General features: G+C 68.7%; 17 protein-coding genes. 6 read left to right on the forward strand and 11 right to left on the reverse strand.

Annotation, left to right across the window (positions count from 1 at the left end; all coding sequences use genetic code 11):
• Window positions 1-251 precede the first annotated feature (251 nt).
• From NJ1_RS07710 to NJ1_RS07720, 3 genes are all read left to right on the forward strand, one after another.
• On the forward strand, window positions 252-473 hold the full coding sequence (locus NJ1_RS07710) for a hypothetical protein (protein WP_067689467.1): 222 nt from the start codon (window positions 252-254) through the stop codon (window positions 471-473).
• Window positions 474-564: 91 nt separating this feature from the next.
• Window positions 565-1,488, forward strand: a complete 924-nt coding sequence (locus tag NJ1_RS07715; protein WP_067689475.1) for a patatin-like phospholipase family protein — start codon at window positions 565-567, stop codon at window positions 1,486-1,488.
• Between the two features lie 107 nt (window positions 1,489-1,595).
• Window positions 1,596-2,096, forward strand: a complete 501-nt coding sequence (locus NJ1_RS07720; protein ID WP_067689478.1) for a hypothetical protein — start codon at window positions 1,596-1,598, stop codon at window positions 2,094-2,096.
• A 29-nt stretch (window positions 2,097-2,125) separates the two neighbouring features.
• On the opposite strand, the gene NJ1_RS07725 is transcribed toward NJ1_RS07720, so the two are convergent.
• The 8 genes from NJ1_RS07725 to NJ1_RS07760 are packed head-to-tail and all read right to left on the reverse strand — an operon-like array spanning window position 2,126 to window position 10,036.
• Window positions 2,126-2,950 carry a carbohydrate ABC transporter permease gene (locus tag NJ1_RS07725; protein WP_422615741.1) on the reverse strand — a complete coding sequence of 275 codons (825 nt, stop codon included), beginning with the start codon at window positions 2,948-2,950 and terminating at the stop codon, window positions 2,126-2,128.
• Window positions 2,943-3,896 (reverse strand): carbohydrate ABC transporter permease, encoded by a 954-nt coding sequence (locus tag NJ1_RS07730; protein WP_084477856.1) that lies wholly within the window; start codon window positions 3,894-3,896, stop codon window positions 2,943-2,945. Before NJ1_RS07730 ends, NJ1_RS07725 begins: the two co-directional genes overlap by 8 nt.
• A 5-nt stretch (window positions 3,897-3,901) precedes the next feature.
• Window positions 3,902-4,759 (reverse strand): metallophosphoesterase, encoded by an 858-nt coding sequence (locus NJ1_RS07735; RefSeq protein ID WP_067689484.1) that lies wholly within the window; start codon window positions 4,757-4,759, stop codon window positions 3,902-3,904.
• On the reverse strand, window positions 4,756-6,123 hold the full coding sequence (locus NJ1_RS07740) for an ABC transporter substrate-binding protein (RefSeq protein ID WP_067689487.1): 1,368 nt from the start codon (window positions 6,121-6,123) through the stop codon (window positions 4,756-4,758). Before NJ1_RS07740 ends, NJ1_RS07735 begins: the two co-directional genes overlap by 4 nt.
• A 32-nt stretch (window positions 6,124-6,155) precedes the next feature.
• Window positions 6,156-7,340: an ABC transporter ATP-binding protein gene (locus tag NJ1_RS07745; RefSeq protein ID WP_067689490.1), complete on the reverse strand. Its 1,185-nt coding sequence runs from the start codon at window positions 7,338-7,340 to the stop codon at window positions 6,156-6,158.
• Window positions 7,341-7,349: 9 nt separating this feature from the next.
• Window positions 7,350-8,243 carry an alpha/beta hydrolase family protein gene (locus tag NJ1_RS07750; protein ID WP_067689493.1) on the reverse strand — a complete coding sequence of 298 codons (894 nt, stop codon included), beginning with the start codon at window positions 8,241-8,243 and terminating at the stop codon, window positions 7,350-7,352.
• A complete protein-coding gene (locus tag NJ1_RS07755; RefSeq protein ID WP_067689496.1) occupies window positions 8,240-8,824 on the reverse strand; it encodes a YiiD C-terminal domain-containing protein in 585 nt (194 codons plus the stop codon). The genes NJ1_RS07750 and NJ1_RS07755 overlap by 4 nt, the downstream gene beginning before the upstream one ends.
• Window positions 8,825-8,860: 36 nt before the next feature.
• Window positions 8,861-10,036 carry an acyl-CoA dehydrogenase family protein gene (locus NJ1_RS07760; protein ID WP_067689499.1) on the reverse strand — a complete coding sequence of 392 codons (1,176 nt, stop codon included), beginning with the start codon at window positions 10,034-10,036 and terminating at the stop codon, window positions 8,861-8,863.
• A 143-nt stretch (window positions 10,037-10,179) separates the two neighbouring features.
• Here NJ1_RS07760 and NJ1_RS07765 point away from each other — a divergent pair, with 143 nt between their 5' ends.
• Both NJ1_RS07765 and NJ1_RS07770 read left to right on the forward strand, forming a co-directional pair.
• Window positions 10,180-11,106, forward strand: coding sequence for a PDR/VanB family oxidoreductase (locus NJ1_RS07765; protein ID WP_067689502.1), 927 nt, complete (start codon window positions 10,180-10,182; stop codon window positions 11,104-11,106).
• Window positions 11,107-11,260: 154 nt separating this feature from the next.
• Complete coding sequence (locus NJ1_RS07770; protein ID WP_067689505.1) at window positions 11,261-11,959, forward strand: DUF8020 domain-containing protein; 699 nt, start codon at window positions 11,261-11,263, stop codon at window positions 11,957-11,959.
• Window positions 11,960-12,319: 360 nt separating this feature from the next.
• Here the strand turns inward: NJ1_RS07770 and NJ1_RS07775 are convergent, their stop codons facing one another.
• Window positions 12,320-13,825, reverse strand: a complete 1,506-nt coding sequence (locus tag NJ1_RS07775) for a cytochrome P450 (protein WP_067689508.1) — start codon at window positions 13,823-13,825, stop codon at window positions 12,320-12,322.
• 155 nt (window positions 13,826-13,980) lie between these two features.
• On the opposite strand from NJ1_RS07775, the gene NJ1_RS07780 reads away from it, so the two are divergent.
• Complete coding sequence (locus NJ1_RS07780) at window positions 13,981-14,598, forward strand: PaaI family thioesterase (RefSeq protein ID WP_084477872.1); 618 nt, start codon at window positions 13,981-13,983, stop codon at window positions 14,596-14,598.
• Window positions 14,599-14,632: 34 nt separating this feature from the next.
• Here NJ1_RS07780 and NJ1_RS07785 read toward each other — a convergent pair whose 3' ends face one another.
• Both NJ1_RS07785 and NJ1_RS07790 read right to left on the reverse strand, forming a co-directional pair.
• The gene (locus tag NJ1_RS07785; RefSeq protein WP_067689510.1) at window positions 14,633-17,857 is read right to left on the reverse strand and encodes an alpha-mannosidase; all 3,225 of its coding nucleotides are present in this window, start codon (window positions 17,855-17,857) and stop codon (window positions 14,633-14,635) included.
• 71 nt (window positions 17,858-17,928) lie between these two features.
• Window positions 17,929-18,609: a CPBP family intramembrane glutamic endopeptidase gene (locus tag NJ1_RS07790; RefSeq protein WP_067689513.1), complete on the reverse strand. Its 681-nt coding sequence runs from the start codon at window positions 18,607-18,609 to the stop codon at window positions 17,929-17,931.
• Window positions 18,610-18,652: the final 43 nt, after the last annotated feature.

Consider the following 18,652-nt stretch of genomic DNA (forward strand, 5'->3'; position numbering starts at 1 on the left):
CCGGAATTCGTCGTCGCGCTCGGGCAATCGGAGGTCGACCTGGAACAGGGCCGGTTCTGCTGCGTCGCCGGTGGCCCCGTGATCACCCGAGGCGCTGGGCTCAGGCCCATGGAAATAGCGGCGTTTCACTTTTCTCCGTCCCGGCTACGGCTGTCCCATTTCGCACTCGCCTTCGCTGCGAGTGCGGAATCGGCCGTTTCGCCGGAATCGTGCGGGCGGCCGCGGTATTCGAGGACGGAAGGTGTGTGAGCATGCGAGGTATCGCGAATGCCGCGGTGGCTGCGGCGGTTTCGGTGGGGGCGCTGATGGGGATCGCCGGTCAGGCCACGGCGGCGCCCGCCGAGCAGCCCGGCGCGGTCGAGCACGTGGCCGGTGATTCCGGATCGAGCTCCGGCTCGGTCGGCACCGTGGTGACCGGGCTGGCATGCGTGTTGCAGCGCAGTCTCGGATCGGCCGGCGGAATCGACTGCTGATCGACCGCACTTTCTCCGGGCGTGCCGCCGAGGAGCGCACGCCCGCGAGTTGTGATTGCTAAAGAGTTGCCGATCGCCGTACGGTGACAGGATGTCGTCGGGCAAGTCGGGCAAACGGGTGAAGCTCGCGCTGGGCAGCGGTGGGGCGCGGGGGTACGCGCACATCGGGGTGATCGCGGAGCTGCGCGAACGCGATTACGAGGTCGTCGGAGTGGCGGGATCGTCGATGGGGGCGCTCGTCGGAGGTCTGTTCGCGGCCGGGCGACTGGACGAATTCACCGCGTGGGCAACGACTCTCGGGCAGTTCGAGGTGGTGCGCCTGTTGGATCCCTCGCTCAGCGAACCCGGGGTGATCCGGGCCGAGCGGGTATTGGATCGAATTCGGGAGATGCTGGGCGATCTGCGGATCGAGGGGCTGACGATGCCGTACATCGCGGTGGCCACCGATCTCACGGTCGGGCGCTCGATCTGGTTCCGGGAGGGCGCGCTCGATGCCGCCATCCGCGCGTCGATCGCGATTCCGGGGTTCGTCACGCCGGTGCTGATGGACGGGCACGTGCTCGTGGACGGTGGCGTGCTGGATCCGCTGCCGGTCATCGCCACCATGGCGATGGGGCCGGCCGACCTGACGATCGGCGTCAATCTCTCCGCACCGCCGGATCCGGCCTACGACCGCGCTCAGCCGCGCCCCAACTGGTTCACCCAGTGGCGGCGCAATGCCGCACAGCGTCGCAGCGGTGCGGTCCCGGCCGAGATCGCCTCCGCCGACGCCGCGCCGCGCGCGCTCACCAGCATCCGCGCGACCGATGTGGCCCAGCGGTCGATCGATCTGATGCTGAACGCGCTGACCAGGCATCACCTCGCGGCTCACCCACCGGACCTGGTCATCGATATTCCCCAGAACGTCTGCGGCACTCTGGATTTCCATCGAGCCGACTCGGTGATCGCCGAGGGCCGCACCCTCGCCGCGGCCGCGCTGGACACCCTGCAGAGCGCCGAGACCGAGTCGTCTTGAAGAAATAAATCCCCCGCCTGATCACCGCGACCGCTCCCACGCGGGTGGATCAATCGCGGTGAGTCTAAGTCTGTGCTGGTAGCGGAGGTTTCCGCAGAATCGGGCAGATGAGACGAGCAATCATCGGTGGTGGAATCGCGGTCGGCGTGGGCGTGGGAATGGTCGCGCTCGGCGCGGGGAATGCCGAGGCCGACACGTTCCGGCCCGACTACGCACAGGTGGCCAACGGCGCGGGATACACCCAGGGTGAGTTGCTCACGCCGGGGTTCTCGCCGATTCAGGTCCCACAGGTGGCGGTCGGGGACGGACCCGAGGGCACCGTGATCGTCGCGCACCCGTTCATCGCGCCGTGGGTGCACGAGGTGGTGCCGGTGGCGCCGGGCACGGCGGTGGAATTGCGGGGCGCGGTGCGGGTGCGCATACCCGAGGCCGGGGGGATCGCCGCGGCCAACGGCGCGGATCGATCACTGGTGATCAATCCCAATGGGCACTGCGTGTTCGCCGGGCCCGGGACCGACCCGGCGACACTCGACGCGACGGCGCTCGCACCCGTCCGGGTGGATACGCCGCTCTTCGATCTGGTGATCGAGCCGACGCTGTACCGCTGAAGTGCTGTACCGCTGAACTATTCGGGCCGCTACTTCAGTCCCGAGCGCACGAACGCGTTGACGATGTGGCGCTGCAGCACCAGATAGAGAATCAGCACGGGCAGGCAGGCCAGCCCCGCCACGGCCATCATCGGACCCCACTGTTCGCCCTCGGTGCCCATGAAGCTGCGCAGGCCCAACTGCAGGACGCTGTTGGAATGGCGCAGCACCACCGCGGGCCAGAAGTATTCGTTCCAGGCGTTGATGAACAGCAGGATGCCCAGGGCCGCCAGCGCGGGCCGCAGGTTGGGGACCACGACCGTCCACAGGATGGACCAGGAGGAGCGCCCGTCTATTCGGGCGGCGGCCACGAGCTCCTTGGGGAAGGCGTTCATGTGCTGGCGCAGCAGCAGGACCGCCAGCGCGGAGCACAGGGTGGGCAGGACCACGCCGACCAGGGCGTCGATCAGGCCCAGACGGGTGAGCAGGATGTAGTTGGGCAGCATGGTGACCTGGAACGGCACCAGCCAGGTGCCCACGAACGCCAGGTAGAGCAGGCGTTGCAGCGGGAAGGTGTACATGGCGAAGGCGTACGCCGCGAGCAGGGCGATCAGCAGCTGACCCACGGCCGAGAGGATCGCCACCAGGAAGGTGTTCGCGATCAGGCCGGTGATGTCCACATCGCGCGCCGCGGTGGTGAAGTTCCCCAGCGACAGCGGCCACGGAACGGGGGACTGGGACATGACGTCCTGGGGGCGGCGCAGGGCCGTGGCGAAGAGCCAGTAGATCGGGAAGACACAGATCAGGGCGGTGACCGCCAGCAGCAGATGGCTGCCGGCGGTGCGCACTCGATCCATGATCGGAGACTCAATCATCATGGAAGGAAACCTTTTCCGATATCCAGACCAGAATTCCGGCCAGCACGCTGAATCCACCGAAGAGCATCACACCGGCCGCCGAACTCAATCCGGCGTCGAAGCTGTGGAAGGCGTAATCCCACAGCAGGTAGTAGACATTGGTGGTGGACTGGGCGGGGCCGCCCTGGGTCATGGTGTCGATCAGCGGGAAAGTCAGTGTGGGACTGAGCAGTACGGTGGTCAGCACCAGGAACATGAGGGTGGGTGAGAGCATCGGCAGCGTGATCCGGCGCAGGATCTGTCCCGCGCTCGCGCCGTCGACCCGGGCCGCCTCGTCGTAATCGCCGCTGATGCCGGCCAATCCGGCCCACACCACCAGCACCGCGAAGCCGATGAACTGCCAGCAGGTGATGCCGATGATCACCGCGTGCGCGGTGCCGGAGTCGTAGACCCAGTTGCGATGGGTGCCCAGCAGCTGATCCACGAATCCGCTACCGGGGTGCAGCAGCCACCGCCATACCGCCGCCGCCGCGACCGGCGCGACCAGGAACGGCATGAATATCAGTGCGTGATAGAAGGTTCGGGCCCGGCCCTGCACCCGCCGACTGGCCAGCGCGATCAGCAGTGGCAGCACGATGGTGAACGGCAGCATGCCCGCGATCAGCCACCCGGTCCGGCGCAGCGACGCCCAGAACTCCGGAAGGTCCAGCAGGCGTTCGTAATTCGCGGCGCCGACCGGTTTCATGGGCGAGGTCGGCAGCAGATTCCAGGAGTACGTGGACAATTGGAACGCCTGCACCAGCGGCTGATACGTCCACACGATCAGCAGGAAGAGCGCGGGCGCGAGGTACAGGTACGGTGCGGCGGTCCGCCGCACCCGGTGCAGCAGCGCGGTGCGCGGACGCGCCGCCGGAGCCGAGACGGACTCCGGCGGCGCGTCCTGTGCGTCGATGAGGACGAACACCCGGGCTACCCGGCTTCCCCGACGACCGCGGCCAGGTGCTCGAGCACCTCGGCCTCGGCGCGGTTGTAGAGCTCGGCGGCCGGGGTGGCCTCCACGGCGGTGGCGATCACCGTCGAGGAGAGCACATCGATTCGGCTGTAACCGAATCCGGTGATCGCGCGCTGCCGCCCGGCCGGAGCCATGGCGTCGAGCCGGTACGCCAGCGCCGGTCCCACCCAGACCGGGATCCCCGCGAGGGAGGAGGCCGCGGTCATGTGGTTGTGCCCGCACAGGATCATGCGGACGTCGGTGCCGGCGAGGGCGTCGGCCAGTGCGTCGGGGTCCTGCAGCTTCAGCACCTGGGCCGCGGCGATGGCCGAGGGCAGGGGCGGATGGTGCAGCACCAGGACGGTTCCCCGGGGCGCGGGCGTGCTCAGCTGTGTCCGCAGCCAGGCCAGCTGATCGACCTCGAGCCGTCCGTCGGCCATGTCCGGGGTGGTGCTGTCGAGCACGACGATCCGCAGCCCGTCCACCTCGGTGACCTGATCGTGCGGCGTCGATCGATCCGCCGCACCCGGTTCGAGGTCGAGCAGTTCGACCCCGAAGGCGCCACGCTCGTCATGGTTTCCCATGACGTAGATCAGCTGGGCGCCGAGTTCGGCGGCGGCCGGCTCGAGCAGGGCTCGCAGCCGCCGGTACGCCTCGGGTGAGCCGTTGTCGGCTAGGTCGCCCGAGAGCACCAGCGCGTCGATCCGCCGTCCGGAGGACTTCAGCTGGTCGAGCACGCCGGTCAGCGCGGCGTGGGTGTCGACCTGATCGAACACCTTCTCCCCGTCGGCCCGCAGGTGCGTGTCCGTGATCTGGACCAGAGTCAGTTCGCTCATGAGACCGGCAGGAGCTTGGCGCCCTGCTCACGGGCGGCGGTCAGCGTGGACTGGGGATCCTTGCCCTGGAACACGATCGACTCGATCGCGTCCATCATGCCGTCGCGGATCTGCAGGTAGTTGTTGCCCGGCAGCGAGATCCACGGCTCCATGGTGGCCAGCTGCGCGACGTTCGGTGCCAGCAGCGGGTTCTCCGAGGCCCAGCCGCCCAACTGGTTCGGCACGGTCATCATGGCCGTGCGCAGCGGCAGGTAGCCGATGTTCTTGGCGATCTTGATGTAGGAATCCTCGCTGGTGAGGAACTTGATGAGCTCCCACGACGCGCGCTGCTTGGCCGGATCGTTCGACAGGATGTGCAGTCCCGCACCGGAATTGGTGGGAATCGGCGCCTTGGTGCCGAAGCGCGGCATGGTGGTCGAGCGCAGGTCCCACTTGTCCTTGGCGCCGGTGACGAAGGTGCCCTGGATGGCGCTGGTCTCGAGGATCATGCCGATCTCGCCGCGCGCGAAGGCCTCGTAGCCCTGCTTCTGCGCCAGCTTCGGCATGATCCCGTTGGTGACCAGGTCCTGCGCCATCTTGGTGACCTCGACGCTGGGGGCGTCGGCGAAGTTCAGCGTGCGCCGGTCCTCGGAGATGACCCGGCCGCCGTTGGACCGCAGCATGGACTGGAAGCACCAGTCCTTGGCGGACTTGGTCAGGCAGTCGATGTAGACGCCGTCCTTGCCGGTCTTGGTGTTGATGGCCTTACCGGCGTCGGCGACTTCCTGCCAGGTGGTCGGCGGCTTGGCCGGGTCCAGTCCGGCCTGGCCGAACAGCGAGGCGTTGTAGTACAGCACGGGGGTGGAGAACACGAACGGGACGCCGTAGGTGTGGCCCTCCCAGTCGTCGAGGGTGCGCGCCTTCGGCGCGTACGGCTGCACGCCGTCGAAGTTCTTCTGCACGGCGTCCTTGCCGAACAGGCTGTCCAGCGGCTTGGCCTTGAGCTGGTTGATCGTGAAATCCAGGTCGCTGAAACCCAATTGGGCGACATCGGGCGGCGTGCCCGCGACCATCTGGTTCTGGATGCTGGAGATGGTGTCGGTCGCCGGGTTGGGGCTGTTGCCCTGCGGCTTCTGCGCGGTGACCTTGATATTGGGGAACTTCTTGCCGAAGTCCGAGATCAGCGAGTTGAACGTGTCGGTCCAAGCGCCGGCCAGGCCGTAGTTGTAGGACTCGAACACGATCGAGACCTGCTGGTCCGCAGCGAGTTCGGGCACCTGGGCGGTGGACGTGGCGTCGGTGGCCGTGGTGCCGCCGAGACCGCAACTGCTCAGGGTCAGGGCGGCGGTGAACACCAGGCCCAGAACGGGCACAGTGCGTTTCACGAGATTCTCCTCATCGAGTGGTGGTGCGAGAGTCAGGCGACGGATACGGCCGTCACGTCCGAGGGGGGCTCTGTGGGGAGGGGCGCTGCGAGCGGGGCGGCCGCCGGATGGGACTCGGCTGCCGCGTCCGGCGCCTGCCAGGCGAGTCGCAGCCCGGTCTCCGGATCGAAGAGGTGAATATCGGCCGCGTCGATGTACAGGGCGACGTCGTCACCGACGCGCACTCCGGCCGGGCGCGCGGCCCGGGCGCACAGTTCGACCGCACCCGCGGTGACGTGCACGAGTTCCTCGCTGCCGAGGTTCTCCACCATCGTCACCTGTCCGCGTACGGCCGCTTCGGCGCCGCCGATTCCGTTCAGGCGCAGTCGTTCCGGCCGGATGCCCGCGAGAACCGCTGTCCCGTCACCGGATCGGTTCTCGATGCCGAGGGGGGCGTCGACGCCGTCCGTCCGCACCCGCAGTTCACCGTCCACCAGGGTGATCGTCGCCGGGAACAGGTTCATCGGCGGCGATCCCAGGAAGCCCGCGACGAAGGCCGTGCGCGGATGGTCGTAGAGCTCCTCCGGCGTGCCGACCTGCTCGACCTGTCCGGCGTTGAGCAGCGCGATGCGCGAGGCCATGGTCATGGCCTCGACCTGATCGTGGGTCACGTACAGGAACGTCGCGCCGAGGCGGCGGTGCAGGCCGATCAGCTCGGCCCGGGTCGCACTGCGCAGCTTCGCGTCCAGGTTGGACAGCGGCTCGTCCATCAGGAAGGCCCCGGGATCGCGAACCATGGCGCGCGCCAGGGCGACTCGCTGCCGCTGACCGCCCGAGAGCGCGGCGGGCCGCCGCTCCAGCAGCGCGGACAGCTCCAGGGTGGCCGCGACCTCCCGGACCCGTTCGGCGATGGTCGCGCGGGGCTGACGGCGAGACTTGAGCGGGAAGCCGATGTTCTTGGCCACCGTCAGGTGCGGGTACAGCGCGTAGCTCTGGAACACCATGGCCAGGTCCCGTCGCTGCGGCGGTTCCTGGGTGATGTCGTTGCCGTCCAGCAGAATTCGTCCCGAGGACGGTTCCTCCAACCCGGCGATCATGCGCAGCAGCGTGGATTTGCCGCATCCGCTGGGGCCGAGCAGCACCAGGAATTCCCCATCGGCGATGTCGAGGCTCACCTCGCGCACCGCGTAGTCGGCGCCGAATTTTTTCGACACCGCGTTGATCTGCAGCCGGGCCACGTCTCTCCTTCAGTCCGGCGCGGAGCCGGAGTTGATCCAGGTCGCCACACCGGTCGCGATCGCCGGTGCGTCCTTCACCCACTGGAAGTGGTCGCGATGCGCGATCGACGAGGATTCGTCGATGTGCCACTGGGTCACGCGGGCCGCGGGCATGCGCGAAACCAGGAAGTCCACATTGGATTTCGGGCCGAGCACGTCCTCGGACAGCGAGACGGCCAGCACGGGCAGCGTCATCTCGGCCAGCAGGGTGTTGTATTTGCGGCGGGTGCCGCGCGGACGGTAGTAGCTGGTCAGCGAGTGCACCGACCAGTCGATCATGACGCCGCCGGGCATCGGGGCGGGAATCAGCACGCCGCCGGGCCAGTGGCCCTTGAACCGCGAGACCAGGCCGATCCACTGGATCTGGCTCAGCGCCTCGAACCACCGCCGCGGGCCGAAGGCCCACCAGAACACGGTCCCGGTGCCGATCACCGTGACGCCCGCGACCCGGCTGGGTTCGGCGGCGGCGAACAGCAGCGCGAGCTGCCCGCCGAGACTGTGGCCGAACAGGTGCAGCGGCGCACCGGGGAAACGCGCCTGCACGGCGGTGACGATGGCGGGCAGATCGACCTCGAGCATCTCGCGATAGCCGAAGTCGGCGTGCTCGCCGAGGGCGGGCGCGGCCTCGCCGTGCGCGCGCAGATCCACGGTCGCCACCGAAAGGCCCTGCGCATGCAGTGCTCTGGCGAGATGCAGGTAGTGCTTGGCCTTCATGCCCATGGCGGTCAGCACGAGCACGACGGGAGCATCGGCCCGCTCGGACGGCAGAAAGCGCACGGTGAAGGCGACGCCGTCGGCGGTGCTGACGCGGGTGGATTCCAGAGAGCCGAATTCCGAACGGGATTCGGGGGTTGCGGTGGTCACCGGATCTCCGTTTCGGCGATGGTCACATCGCAGACGTAGTCGAAGGTGAACTTGGCGACCAGCACGTCGTTGTCGTCGAGAAGTACGGCCTTGCCGGACAATTCGAAGCGCGCCGAGGCGGTCGCGGCGAGGATGTCGGCCAGCTCGCGCTGATCGACGGTGGCGATCGCGCGGATGCGGCCCACCGCGGGCTTGCGGTAGGAGTCGTTGCCGCCGCGCAGCACGAGGCGATCGACGGTGTGCAGTCGGGCGGCGGCCGCTCCGACGAACGCGGTCGCGCCCGCGATGTCGGCGGCGGTGAACAGTGCGCCGGCGTGCACGGTGCCCATATGGTTGCGCACCGTCTCGCCGGCGGGGATCTCGACCACCGCGCGGTCGGGTCCGACCTCGGTGATCCGCGTGCCGACCAGCCGGCCGAACGGCACCAGGTCCTGGGACACCGCGCGCAGGTAGTCGTAGTCGATGTGCTCGGGGTCCAGGTCCGGATAGGCCGCGCCGAATCCGTGGGGTGCTTCGATGATCGTGCCGGCGTCCGGGTTCGGGGCGGCGACGCCGACACCGGCGTGTTCCTTCGTGGTCATCGCGATCGTTCCCAATCGTTAGGTAGGAGAGAGCTTTCAGCGGGTTGCGCGCAGCACGCGCCGGGCGATCGACCAGCGCAATACCTCGGAGGGGCCCTCGTAGATCCGGAAGGCCCTGGCCTCGACCAGGAATCGAGCGACCAGGTGGTCCTCGCAGACACCGAGTCCGCCGTGCAGCTGCACCGCGCGATCCAGCACGCGCCAGACCGTCTCGGAGACGAAGGTTTTCGCGATCGAGGTCTCGTGCCGGGCCTGCGAGGAGGTCGGGCCGTGGATGTCGATGGTCTCGGCGACCGAGCGGATCAGGCTGCGGGCCGCGGCCAGCTCGATCTCGTTGTCGGCGATCAGGCCCTGGGCCAGACCGTGTTCGGCGATCGGGACGCCGAAGGAGGTGCGGGAGGTGATGTGGTCGATGGTGAGCTGCTGCGCGCGCACCGCCAGGCCGAACCAGTTCATGCAGAAGGTCAGTCGCGACGGCGCGAGGCGGACCTGGGCGAATTCCAGGCCGCGCCCGACCTGGCCGAGAACGGCGGCGTCGGAGACCTCGCAGTCGGTGAACTTCACCTCGCAGTGCCCGCCGGGGGCGCTGGTGTGATCCAGGGTCGGCATCCGCCGCCCGACCTTCAGGCCCGGGTTGTCCTGATCGACCAGGAACATGGTGGGGCCGTCGGGGGTCATCGCCACGCAGATGGTGAAGGCCGCGCCGTTCGCGCCGGTGGTGAAGTGCTTGTCGCCGTTGATGACCCAGCCGGTGTCGGTCTCCTGCGCGACGGTCGCCAGCATGCGCGGATCCGAGCCGGCGCCGGGGGCCGGCTCGGTCAGCGCGATGGCCGAACGGACCTCGCCCGAGGCCAGCGGGGCCAGATAGCGGGCGCGCTGCTCCTCGTTCGCGACATGCGCGAGCAGGTGGATATTGCCGTCGTCGGGGGCCCAGGCATTGACCGCGAGCGGTCCGAGCAGGCTCGCCCCGGCGGCCTCGAGCACCTGCGCCTGAGCGCGGGTGTCCAGTCCCAGACCTCCGTACTCCGGAGGGGAGAGGGGACCGAAGACTCCGGCCTCCTTGGCCTTGTTCTGCAGGTCCAGGCGAAGCGCGTCATCGGTGACGCGGCCGTCGACCACCACCTCGCGCTCCACCGGAATGACGTGGTCGACAACGAACTGCCTGGTCTTCTCGACCAGTTCTGCCACGGTGCTTTCAGCCACAGCGCTCATGGGGCCAGTCTCGGGCCGGGGCAGTGTATCGGGTCCGGGCGATAGTCAATCTCGATCGGGCGAATCGTGTCCCGCTACCGGCGCACGAAAGCAATCGCGCTCGTCCAGGGTGAGGGCGACGCTGATTCCACCGAGGGGATGCGATGACCGAGCTGACAGTCCTGGTTACCGATCGACACGACGAGGCCGAGGGAGTGTTCTCCCTGGACCTGTCGGCGGTCGGCGACGCCGGGCTTCCACAGTGGTCACCGGGCGCTCACATCGACGTGAGCGTGGGCGCCGCCGGGGTGCGGCAGTACTCGCTGTGCGGTGATCCCGCCTCGGATCACTGGCGCATCGCGATCCTGCACGACCCGGCCGGCCGGGGCGGTTCGGACCATCTGTTCCGGACCGCTCTGCCCGGTACCCGGCTTCAGGTGTCGCTGCCGCGCAACAATTTCGAGCTGCGGGACAGCGAGGAGTACGTGTTCGTCGCGGGTGGGATCGGGATCACGCCGATCCTGCCGATGCTCGTCGCGGCCGAGCGCGCGGGCCGGACCTGGACCCTGTACTACGGGGCGCGGACCCGCGCACACCTGGCGTTCGCGGCGGACTTGCGGCGATACTCCCGGGTGCGGCTGGTCCCGCAGGACGAGGCCGGGCTGCTGCCGCTGGCGGAGATCTTCGGCGAGCACTCCGGGGCCACGGTGTACTGCTGCGGTCCGGAGCCGATGCTCGCCGCGGTCGAAACCGAGGGTGCGCGAGCGGGTTCGGAGGTTCGGACCGAGCGCTTCACCGCGCGGATCGTGGACACCGCGGCCGATCGCGAATTCGAGGTCAGGCTCGCGATCGACGGGCGTTCGCTGCCGATACCGGCGGGACGCTCGATCGTGGACGTGCTCGAGAGCGCGGGCATCACGCTCATCACCTCGTGCCGGGAGGGCACCTGCGGAAGCTGTGAGACGGCCGTGCTCGAAGGCGTTGTGGAGCATCGGGATTCGGTGCTCACCGCACAGGAGCGCGAGAGCGGCAGGACCATGCTGCCGTGCGTCTCGCGCGCCCGCTCGGAGGTACTGGTCCTGGACCTCTGAGGCGGCGAAAGACGCTGTCCCCTCGCGAAATCACGCATCCAAGCCGTGCGCGTACTTCCACGCGCCGTATCCCCGCCCGGGGAGACACCCGACCCCGTCCGGGGAATTGCCATGACCCCATCCGGGGAATGACACAGAGAGAGAAAAGTACACGATGAGGAAGACTGTCGCGGCGTCCGCGCTGCTCGCCGCCGCACTGTGCGTCACCGCCGGAACCACCGGCACGGCGCAGGCGGACCAGCCCGGCGTTGTGAACTACACGTCCACCAATACCGCCACGACGACGACCATCACCACCGACGCGGGCTCCATCGGAGTCGAGGACGGCGTCCTGAAGATCAAGGCCGCCGACGGCACCGTCGTCGCGGGCACGGCGCTGTCCTTCCGCGTCGACGAGTTCGAATTCCCGATCGCCGCCGAGATCGGTGACCGCACCGCCGTGCTCACCCCGCAGCTGGATCTGCAGCACGCCACCTACAAGCCGGTCGCGCTGCCCTTCGAGAACCAGGCTCCCTGGAAGAACGACTACGACCGTGAGCAGGCGGCCTGGAGCCGTATGACCACCACCATCTCCGCGGGCGCCACCATCGGCACCCTGGTCGGCGGCATCGCCGGTGCGGCAGTCGGCTGCGTCCTCGGCGGCGCCACCGGCGCGGTCCTCACCGGTGCGCTCTCGGCCATGTTCGGCGCGCTGCCGGGCGCCATCGTCGGCTGCATCGCCGGCGTCAGCGTCATCGGCTTCCTGGGCACCCTCGTCGGCCAGGTCCTCGTGACCGCGCCGGTCGCGATTCTGGCTGCGGTGCAGTACTTCACCACCATCAACCAGCCGATGCCCAACACCCCGGCCAAGTAACTTCCCCACCGCCTCACCTGGGGGACAGACCCGGCGAAACCTCGCCCGGGGGACAGAAGGCCCCGTTCGGATCATCATCCGGGCGGGGTCTTTGTCGTGCGGCCGTTCTGGCCGTGTGGCCGTCTGCCGTGCGGGCTTTGTCGAATCCGGATCGTCGGCGCAACGGTTCGGCCGCGCCCCGCAGCGGGTGAGGATGGACAGTTTGTGGGGCGTGACGCCCTCGAGGGCGTCTCGCACGGCGACGGTGCGGGGTGAGCTTCTCGGACTTCGCGCGCGGCAACCCGTGCAATCGCCCACGAAGTCTCGGGCCGTTCGAAGACTCGGGCCGTTGATCCAAGCGCCGGGCGACAGTGCGGGCGTTCAGTTTCCCAGGCGCACAGGAAGATTCAGCAGACCACGGATCAGGGTGCTGGACTGCCACTGCGGCGTGGTCGCGGTGGGGGCGAGAGCCAGACTCGGAAAGCGTCGCAGTAGTGCGGTGAACGCGATGCGGGCTTCGAGGCGGGCCAGGGGCGCGCCGAGGCAGAAGTGGATGCCGTGGCCGAAAGCCAGGTGACCGGTGGTGTCGCGGTTCGGATCGAGGCCGTCGGGGGACGGGTAGCGCCGCGGGTCGCGATTGGCGGCGGCGAGGGCGATGTAGACGAGCTCCCCGGCGGGAATCTCGGTGTCGCCGAACGTGATCGGGGCGGTGGTGAAGCGGACGGTGGACATGTTGACCGGGCCGTCGTAGCGCAGGAATTCCTCGACGGCGGCCGGGATCGCGTCGGGGTCGGCGGCCAGGGCGCGCAGGCGGTCGCGGTCCCGAAGGAGCGCGAGGGTGCCGTTGGCGATGAGGTTGACCGTGGTCTCGTACCCCGCGACCAGAAGCAGGAAGGCCATGGCGACCAGTTCGGGATCGGTGAGAGCGTCCCCGCCGTCCTCGTCCACCGCGGGCGTGATCAGGGCCGAGAGCAGATCCTCGCCGGGGTGGGCGCGCTTGTCCTGGATCAGGCGGGACAGGAACGCGGCCATGGCGGTGGTGGCGGCGGCGCGCTCCCGTTCGAGCCCGGCCACGCCGACGAGCGCCTGGGTCCATTCCTGGAAGGTGTCGCGGTCCCGCATCGGCACGTCCAGCAGCTCGCAGATCACCGTGATCGGCAGCGGCACAGCGAATTCGCGCAGCAGATCGACCTCGAGCTCGGTTCCGGCTCCGGTCTCGACTACGGCTCCGGTCTCGACTACGGCTCCGGTCTCGACTACGGCTCCGGTCTCGACTACGGCTCCGGCCTCGACTACGGCTCCGGTCTCGACCTCGGCTCCGGCCTCACTCCCGGCGCTGGATCCGGCGTCGGAATCGATCTCGGACTCGGTCTCGACTCTGCCGTAGACCTGTTCCCCGGCCGTGACATCGACTCGTTCTCGGGCCCCGAGGTCGGTCTGCTTCCCGCCCTCGGCGTCGACCCGAGCCGCGTGTGCGGTCATGGCATCGAGCAATGACTCGGTGATCGCCTCGATGCGGGGTTGCAGGGCAGCCATTCGGCGTGCGGTGAATGCCTTGCTCACCAGTTTGCGCAGCCGAGTGTGCTCGGGCGGATCGGTGTTGAGCATGTGCGTCAACAGCGCGAGGGCCCGTGGGTCGGACGGAGCCACCTGCTTCTTCGCGCTCAGCAGCCGATCGATGCTGCGGGCGTCCTTGTGCAGGCTCGGCTCGGACAGGGCGGCCCGGCCCTCGGCGTGACCGAGGATCACCCAGCGGATCACGCCGTCGGGGAAGCGGACTCGCCGGACGGGGCCGTGGTCGCGCCAGCGGCGGTAGTGCGCGTGCGGATCGGCGAAGAAGTCCGCCCCGACGGTTTCGATCCGATCCGGCGCCTCGATATCGACCATGTCGCGACGCTATCGGTCGGTGACCGCGATGCGCCCGGCGGCTGGCAGTGTCGATCAGCCGATCGGAGATGGGAATGGAAACCCTTGTGGCCATGTGGAATTCACTCCCCGCTGATCGAATGGCCGCACACTCGATCGGCAGGGAGGAAGATTCCATGACCAGCACCGATGCTCGACCGGAGACTGAACTCGAGGAGCGCGCGGCGCTCGAGCAGACTGTGCTCGAGGAGGGCGTGCTCGAGGAGGCTGTGCTCGAGGAGGGCGTGCTCGAGGAGGCTGTGCTCGAGGAGGGCGTGCTCGACGAGGCTGTGCTCGACGAGACCGTGCTCGACGAGACCGTGGCCAAGCGCGTGAACGAGCTCACCGCGGTGTTCGAGCGTGGTTTGCAGGAGAATCTCGGCGTCGGCGCGTCCCTCGGGATCCGGCTGGTCAGCGCTGGCGACGGCTGCACCAAGTACTACCTGGATCCGAATCCGGCGACCATCAACGCCATGTTCACCGTGCACGGCGGCGTCATCGCCACCCTCATGGACACCGCCATGGGCAGCGCGGTATTCACGAAACTGCCCGACGGCGTGGCCTATACGACGCTGGAGTTCAAGGTGAACTTCATTCGCGCGGTCACGATGGACGGCTCCCGGCTCACCTGCGACGCCACCGCCGTGCACGTCGGCCGTCGCACCGCCACCGCCGAGGGCCGGATCACCGACGCCGCAGGCAAACTCATCGCGCACGGCTCCACCACCGTGCTCGTCCTGGGCCCCGGCAACTGAGTGCCGGTTCACAGATCCCGGAGGGCCGGGCCGTTCACCCTTCCGCTCGCGCGAACCGCAGCGTGACGAGCTGGAAGGGGCGCAACGACAGCCGAACGCCCGTGCCCTCCGGGCTCGCCGGGGGGTCCCCGTCCAGCGGGCGCTCCAGCAGGTCGCAGACCTGGAACCCGGCATGTGCGAAGCCGACGGTCACCAGCGCCGACGCGCGACCGCCGAGCGATTCGTACACCCGCAGCACCACATCGCCGCTCCCGTCGTCCGCGAGTTTCACCGCACTGGTGACCACGGCGTCGTCGTCGATGACGAACAGCGGCGCGACCGCGTGCGCGACACCCGGCGCGACAACCGAATCCGGCCGCGTGAGGTTGATGCGGTAGCCCTCGCGCACGGCATCACCGATCGAGGCACCGGGGACCAGCGTGTGCCGGAATCGATGCGCGCCGTGATCGGTTTCCGGATCCGGAAAGCGCGGGGCGCGCAACAGCGACGCCCGCACCGTCGTGGTTGTTCCGCCGCCCGCGCGCACGGTGCGCGTGACGTCGTGGCCGTAGGTCGAATCGTTCACCAGCGCCACGCCCCAGCCCGGTTCGCCGAGGTGCACGAACCGATGGTTGCACGCCTCGAACTTCGCCCACTCCCAGCTGGTATTGGTGTGCGTCGGCCGGAACAGATGCCCGAACTGCGTCTCGGAGGCGTAGCTCCCGGCGTGAATGTCCAGCGGGAAGGCCAGTTTCAGGAACTTCTCGCTCTCGTGCCAGTCGACGCGAGTGTCGATCTCGAGTCCGCGCGCACCCGGCCGCAGCGTGAGCGTCTGCTCGACGGAAGAAGATCCGAACGTGCGACCGACGCGCACCACAGCCGAGCCGTCCGCCTCGGGCGAAGCGACCGATTCGGCGGCCCGGGCGGACACCGCCGACGCGGGCGAGTCCGCCGCCGGAGTCGGCTCTGCCTGTCGGGCCGACTCCGCGGGTGCGTTCGTGCTCTGCGATGCGCCCTGCTGTGCCGATGCGTGGGACGTGGGTGGAGCCGCCGAACGGCGCGCGGCTGCGGAATCCGCCGAATCCGTCGAATGTATGCCCGCGACAACGTAATCCGCGTCGGTGAGGTCGGTGACTCGGTTGCGGTAGAACAGATCGACGTCCCAGGCGTCCCAAGCGTTGGGGTAATCGGGGTGCAGTTGCAGCAGGTTCGCCGGGGAGTCCGGGGGCAGGGTTTCGCGCCGGTGCTCGAGATCGAGGATCGAGACGATCAGGCCGTGCGCGTCGATTTCGACGTGCAGCAGGCCGTTGTCGAGGACGAATCCGCCGCCGGTGCGCTCGGCGACCGCGGCCGGTGCGGCGGTGGTCGGTACGGCCGCGCCGCCGGCCGGGATCGAATCCCATTCGTGGGGTGTGGAATTGAACAGGTTCGGGCCCGGCTGCTCCCCACCGAGAGCCCATCGGGTCCGGTCGATGAGAGCGGTCAGTTCCCGCGCCACCGCCGCGTGGGTCTGTTCGGCCTCGCGGTGCACCCAGGCGATCGACGAGCCGGGCAGGATGTCGTGGAACTGATGCAGCAGCACCGTTTTCCAGACCCGGTCCAGGGTGTCGTAGGGGTACTCGAGATTCGCGCGGACCGCCGCCGTCGCAGCCCACAGCTCGGCCTCGCGCAACAGGTGTTCGCTGCGCCGGTTGCCCTGCTTGGTGTTCGCCTGGCTGGTCAGGGTGGCGCGGTGCAACTCCAGATACAGCTCGCCGACCCAGACCGGCGGGGTACGGTACTCGGCCTCGGCCCTGGTGAAGAAGTCGGCCGGGGTGTCCCACCGCACCTTCGGGGCGCCCTCGAGGTTCCGCATGCGGGCCGCGCGGGCGATCATCTCGCGCGTCGTGCCGCCACCGCCGTCGCCGTAACCGGTCGGGGCCAGCGACATCGAGGCTCGGCCCTTCTCCTTGAAATTCTTTGCCGCGTGCGCGATCTCGCGAGGGGACATGGAGCAGTTGTAGGTGTCCACCGGCGGAAAGTGGGTGAAGATCCGGCTGCCGTCGATGCCCTCCCACAGGAAGGTGTGGTGCGGGAACTGGTTGGTCTGACTCCAGGAGATCTTCTGGGTCAGCAGCCATCGAGATCCGGCCGCCTTGATGATCTGGGGGAGCCCGGCGGCGAAACCGAAGGTGTCCGGCAGCCAGGCCTCCTGATTCTCGATGCCGAACTCGTCCAGGAAGAACCGCTTGCCGTGTACGAACTGCCGGGCCATCGCCTCGGAGCCGGGCATATTGGTGTCCGCTTCCACCCACATGCCGCCCGCGGGCACGAAACGTCCCTCGGCCACAGCCTGTTTCACCTTCGCGTAGACCTCGGGCCGATGCTGCTTGATGAAGTCGTACTGCGCGGCCTGGGACATGGCGTAGACGAACTCGGGCTCCACGGCCAGCAGCGCGGTCATGTTCGAGGTGGTGCGGGCGACCTTGCGGACCGTCTCGCGCAGCGGCCACAGCCACGCCGAGTCGATGTGCGCGTGCCCGACCGCGGAGATCGTGTGCGCCGACGCGATCGCGGGCGCGGCCAGCACCTCGCTCAGGCAGGCGCGCGCCGCGGCGGCGGTCTCGTTCACATGCCACAGATCCACCGCGTCCAGCGCTCGTTCGATGGCGCGCACGATGTCGTAGCGGCGTGCGGGGTCCTCGGGCATCTCGTGCATGAGCTCGCCCAGTACCTCGAGGTCGCGCACCAGCTCCCAGACCACCTCGTCGAACACCGCGAGATCGAGCCGCCCCAGCCGGTATCGCGGTTCGCTCCCGGCGGTCGAGGTGTCACCGAGATCGTTGGGCGAGAACGGAATCTGCGGATTCGAGGCGGCCTCGACGTGCCAGAGCACCCGCTCCCCGCCCCGCACCGGTGACCCCACCCGCACCCACTGGCTCTGCGGGTGCAGACCTTTCACCGGCGATCCGTCCGGCAGATACACCAGAGCTTCGCACTGGAAACCGGTCGCTCCCGGGTCGAAGCCGATATCGATGATCGCCTCGACGGTCTTTCCGGCCCAGTTCGCGGGCACCTCGCCCTCGACGGTGAACCAGCTGGTTCCCCACGCCGCACCCCAGCGCGCCCCGGATTCGATGGGCGTGCGCGGGGCCGCCAGTCCTTCGGCGACCGGTACCGGCTCGTCCGGCGCGACCCATACCGAGGCTCGCAGCGGCACCGATTCCGGGTAGATCGCCGGACGAATCCGGTCCATCACGCGACCGAGCCTGCCCTCGATCAACCGGCGGTCATCGTGCATGTGCGCTGACTCCCTTCGTGATCACGCCACTGTGTTCACCACACGCTGTCCACCACACGCCGTGTTCACCGCTACACCGCCGCGCCACCCAGCCGAACCCGCGCCGCCGGCGCCGCACCGTGATAGAAGTACCGGCCCAAGCCGATGCTGAACACGAGCATTCCGTACACCGAATGTTCCACGGACGCGGTGAACAGCGACTGCGTCCGCAGGTACCGCATGGCGAAGATCCACCCCCCGACCCCACTGGCCAGAACCGAGAACCAGGTGCCGAAGACGATGTGCACGTACCCGAACGCGGCCGCGCTGGCAGCAACCATACCGAGGCCGTCTCCGAAAACCGGTGCATAGCGGTGAAAAAGGAAGGACCGGAAGATCAATTCCTGCGGGTACACGCTGAGCGCGGGATACAGCGTCAGCACCGCGAGCCACACCAGTGGATTTCGCCGCGGCAGATCGAACAGATCCTCCCGCCGCAGCGCCGCGACGCCGGCCGCGAGTCCGAGCGCGCTGACACCGGCCGAGGCGGCCATGGACCGCGCCTGCGGTCGCAGCGCCTCCGCGCGCCACAGCGAGTTCCGGTCGAACCCCCGCGACCGCCGCAGATACAGCGCCGCCCCCGACCCCAGGACGAGCAGGGCCGGAATCGGCGACTTCCCCCGCGCGACGGCGTTGTACGCCGTCGTCCCACCGAAGAACAGGGCCGCGTACTCCGCGGCCAGATATGCCCGCCGCAACGATCCGATCCGCATCTCCCCACAGTATTGGCGTATCCCGCTCGAGCGACCGCCCAAC

Origin of the sequence: Nocardia jejuensis NBRC 103114, assembly GCF_001613145.1 — a bacterium.
Classification (GTDB): Bacteria; Actinomycetota; Actinomycetes; order Mycobacteriales; family Mycobacteriaceae; genus Nocardia; species Nocardia jejuensis.

What these genes read in the sequence shown, in the direction of transcription:
- NJ1_RS07710 (WP_067689467.1), top strand. Translation starts at nt 252, where the DNA reads ATGCGAGGTATCGCGAATGCCGCGGTGGCTGCGGCGGTTTCGGTGGGG.
- NJ1_RS07715 (WP_067689475.1), top strand. Translation starts at nt 565, where the DNA reads ATGTCGTCGGGCAAGTCGGGCAAACGGGTGAAGCTCGCGCTGGGCAGC.
- NJ1_RS07720 (WP_067689478.1), top strand. Translation starts at nt 1,596, where the DNA reads ATGAGACGAGCAATCATCGGTGGTGGAATCGCGGTCGGCGTGGGCGTG.
- NJ1_RS07725 (WP_422615741.1), bottom strand. Translation starts at nt 2,950, where the DNA reads ATGATTGAGTCTCCGATCATGGATCGAGTGCGCACCGCCGGCAGCCAT.
- NJ1_RS07735 (WP_067689484.1), bottom strand. Translation starts at nt 4,759, where the DNA reads ATGAGCGAACTGACTCTGGTCCAGATCACGGACACGCACCTGCGGGCC.
- NJ1_RS07755 (WP_067689496.1), bottom strand. Translation starts at nt 8,824, where the DNA reads ATGACCACGAAGGAACACGCCGGTGTCGGCGTCGCCGCCCCGAACCCG.
- NJ1_RS07760 (WP_067689499.1), bottom strand. Translation starts at nt 10,036, where the DNA reads ATGAGCGCTGTGGCTGAAAGCACCGTGGCAGAACTGGTCGAGAAGACC.
- NJ1_RS07765 (WP_067689502.1), top strand. Translation starts at nt 10,180, where the DNA reads ATGACCGAGCTGACAGTCCTGGTTACCGATCGACACGACGAGGCCGAG.
- NJ1_RS07770 (WP_067689505.1), top strand. Translation starts at nt 11,261, where the DNA reads ATGAGGAAGACTGTCGCGGCGTCCGCGCTGCTCGCCGCCGCACTGTGC.
- NJ1_RS07775 (WP_067689508.1), bottom strand. Translation starts at nt 13,825, where the DNA reads ATGGTCGATATCGAGGCGCCGGATCGGATCGAAACCGTCGGGGCGGAC.
- NJ1_RS07780 (WP_084477872.1), top strand. Translation starts at nt 13,981, where the DNA reads ATGACCAGCACCGATGCTCGACCGGAGACTGAACTCGAGGAGCGCGCG.
- NJ1_RS07785 (WP_067689510.1), bottom strand. Translation starts at nt 17,857, where the DNA reads ATGCACGATGACCGCCGGTTGATCGAGGGCAGGCTCGGTCGCGTGATG.
- NJ1_RS07790 (WP_067689513.1), bottom strand. Translation starts at nt 18,609, where the DNA reads ATGCGGATCGGATCGTTGCGGCGGGCATATCTGGCCGCGGAGTACGCG.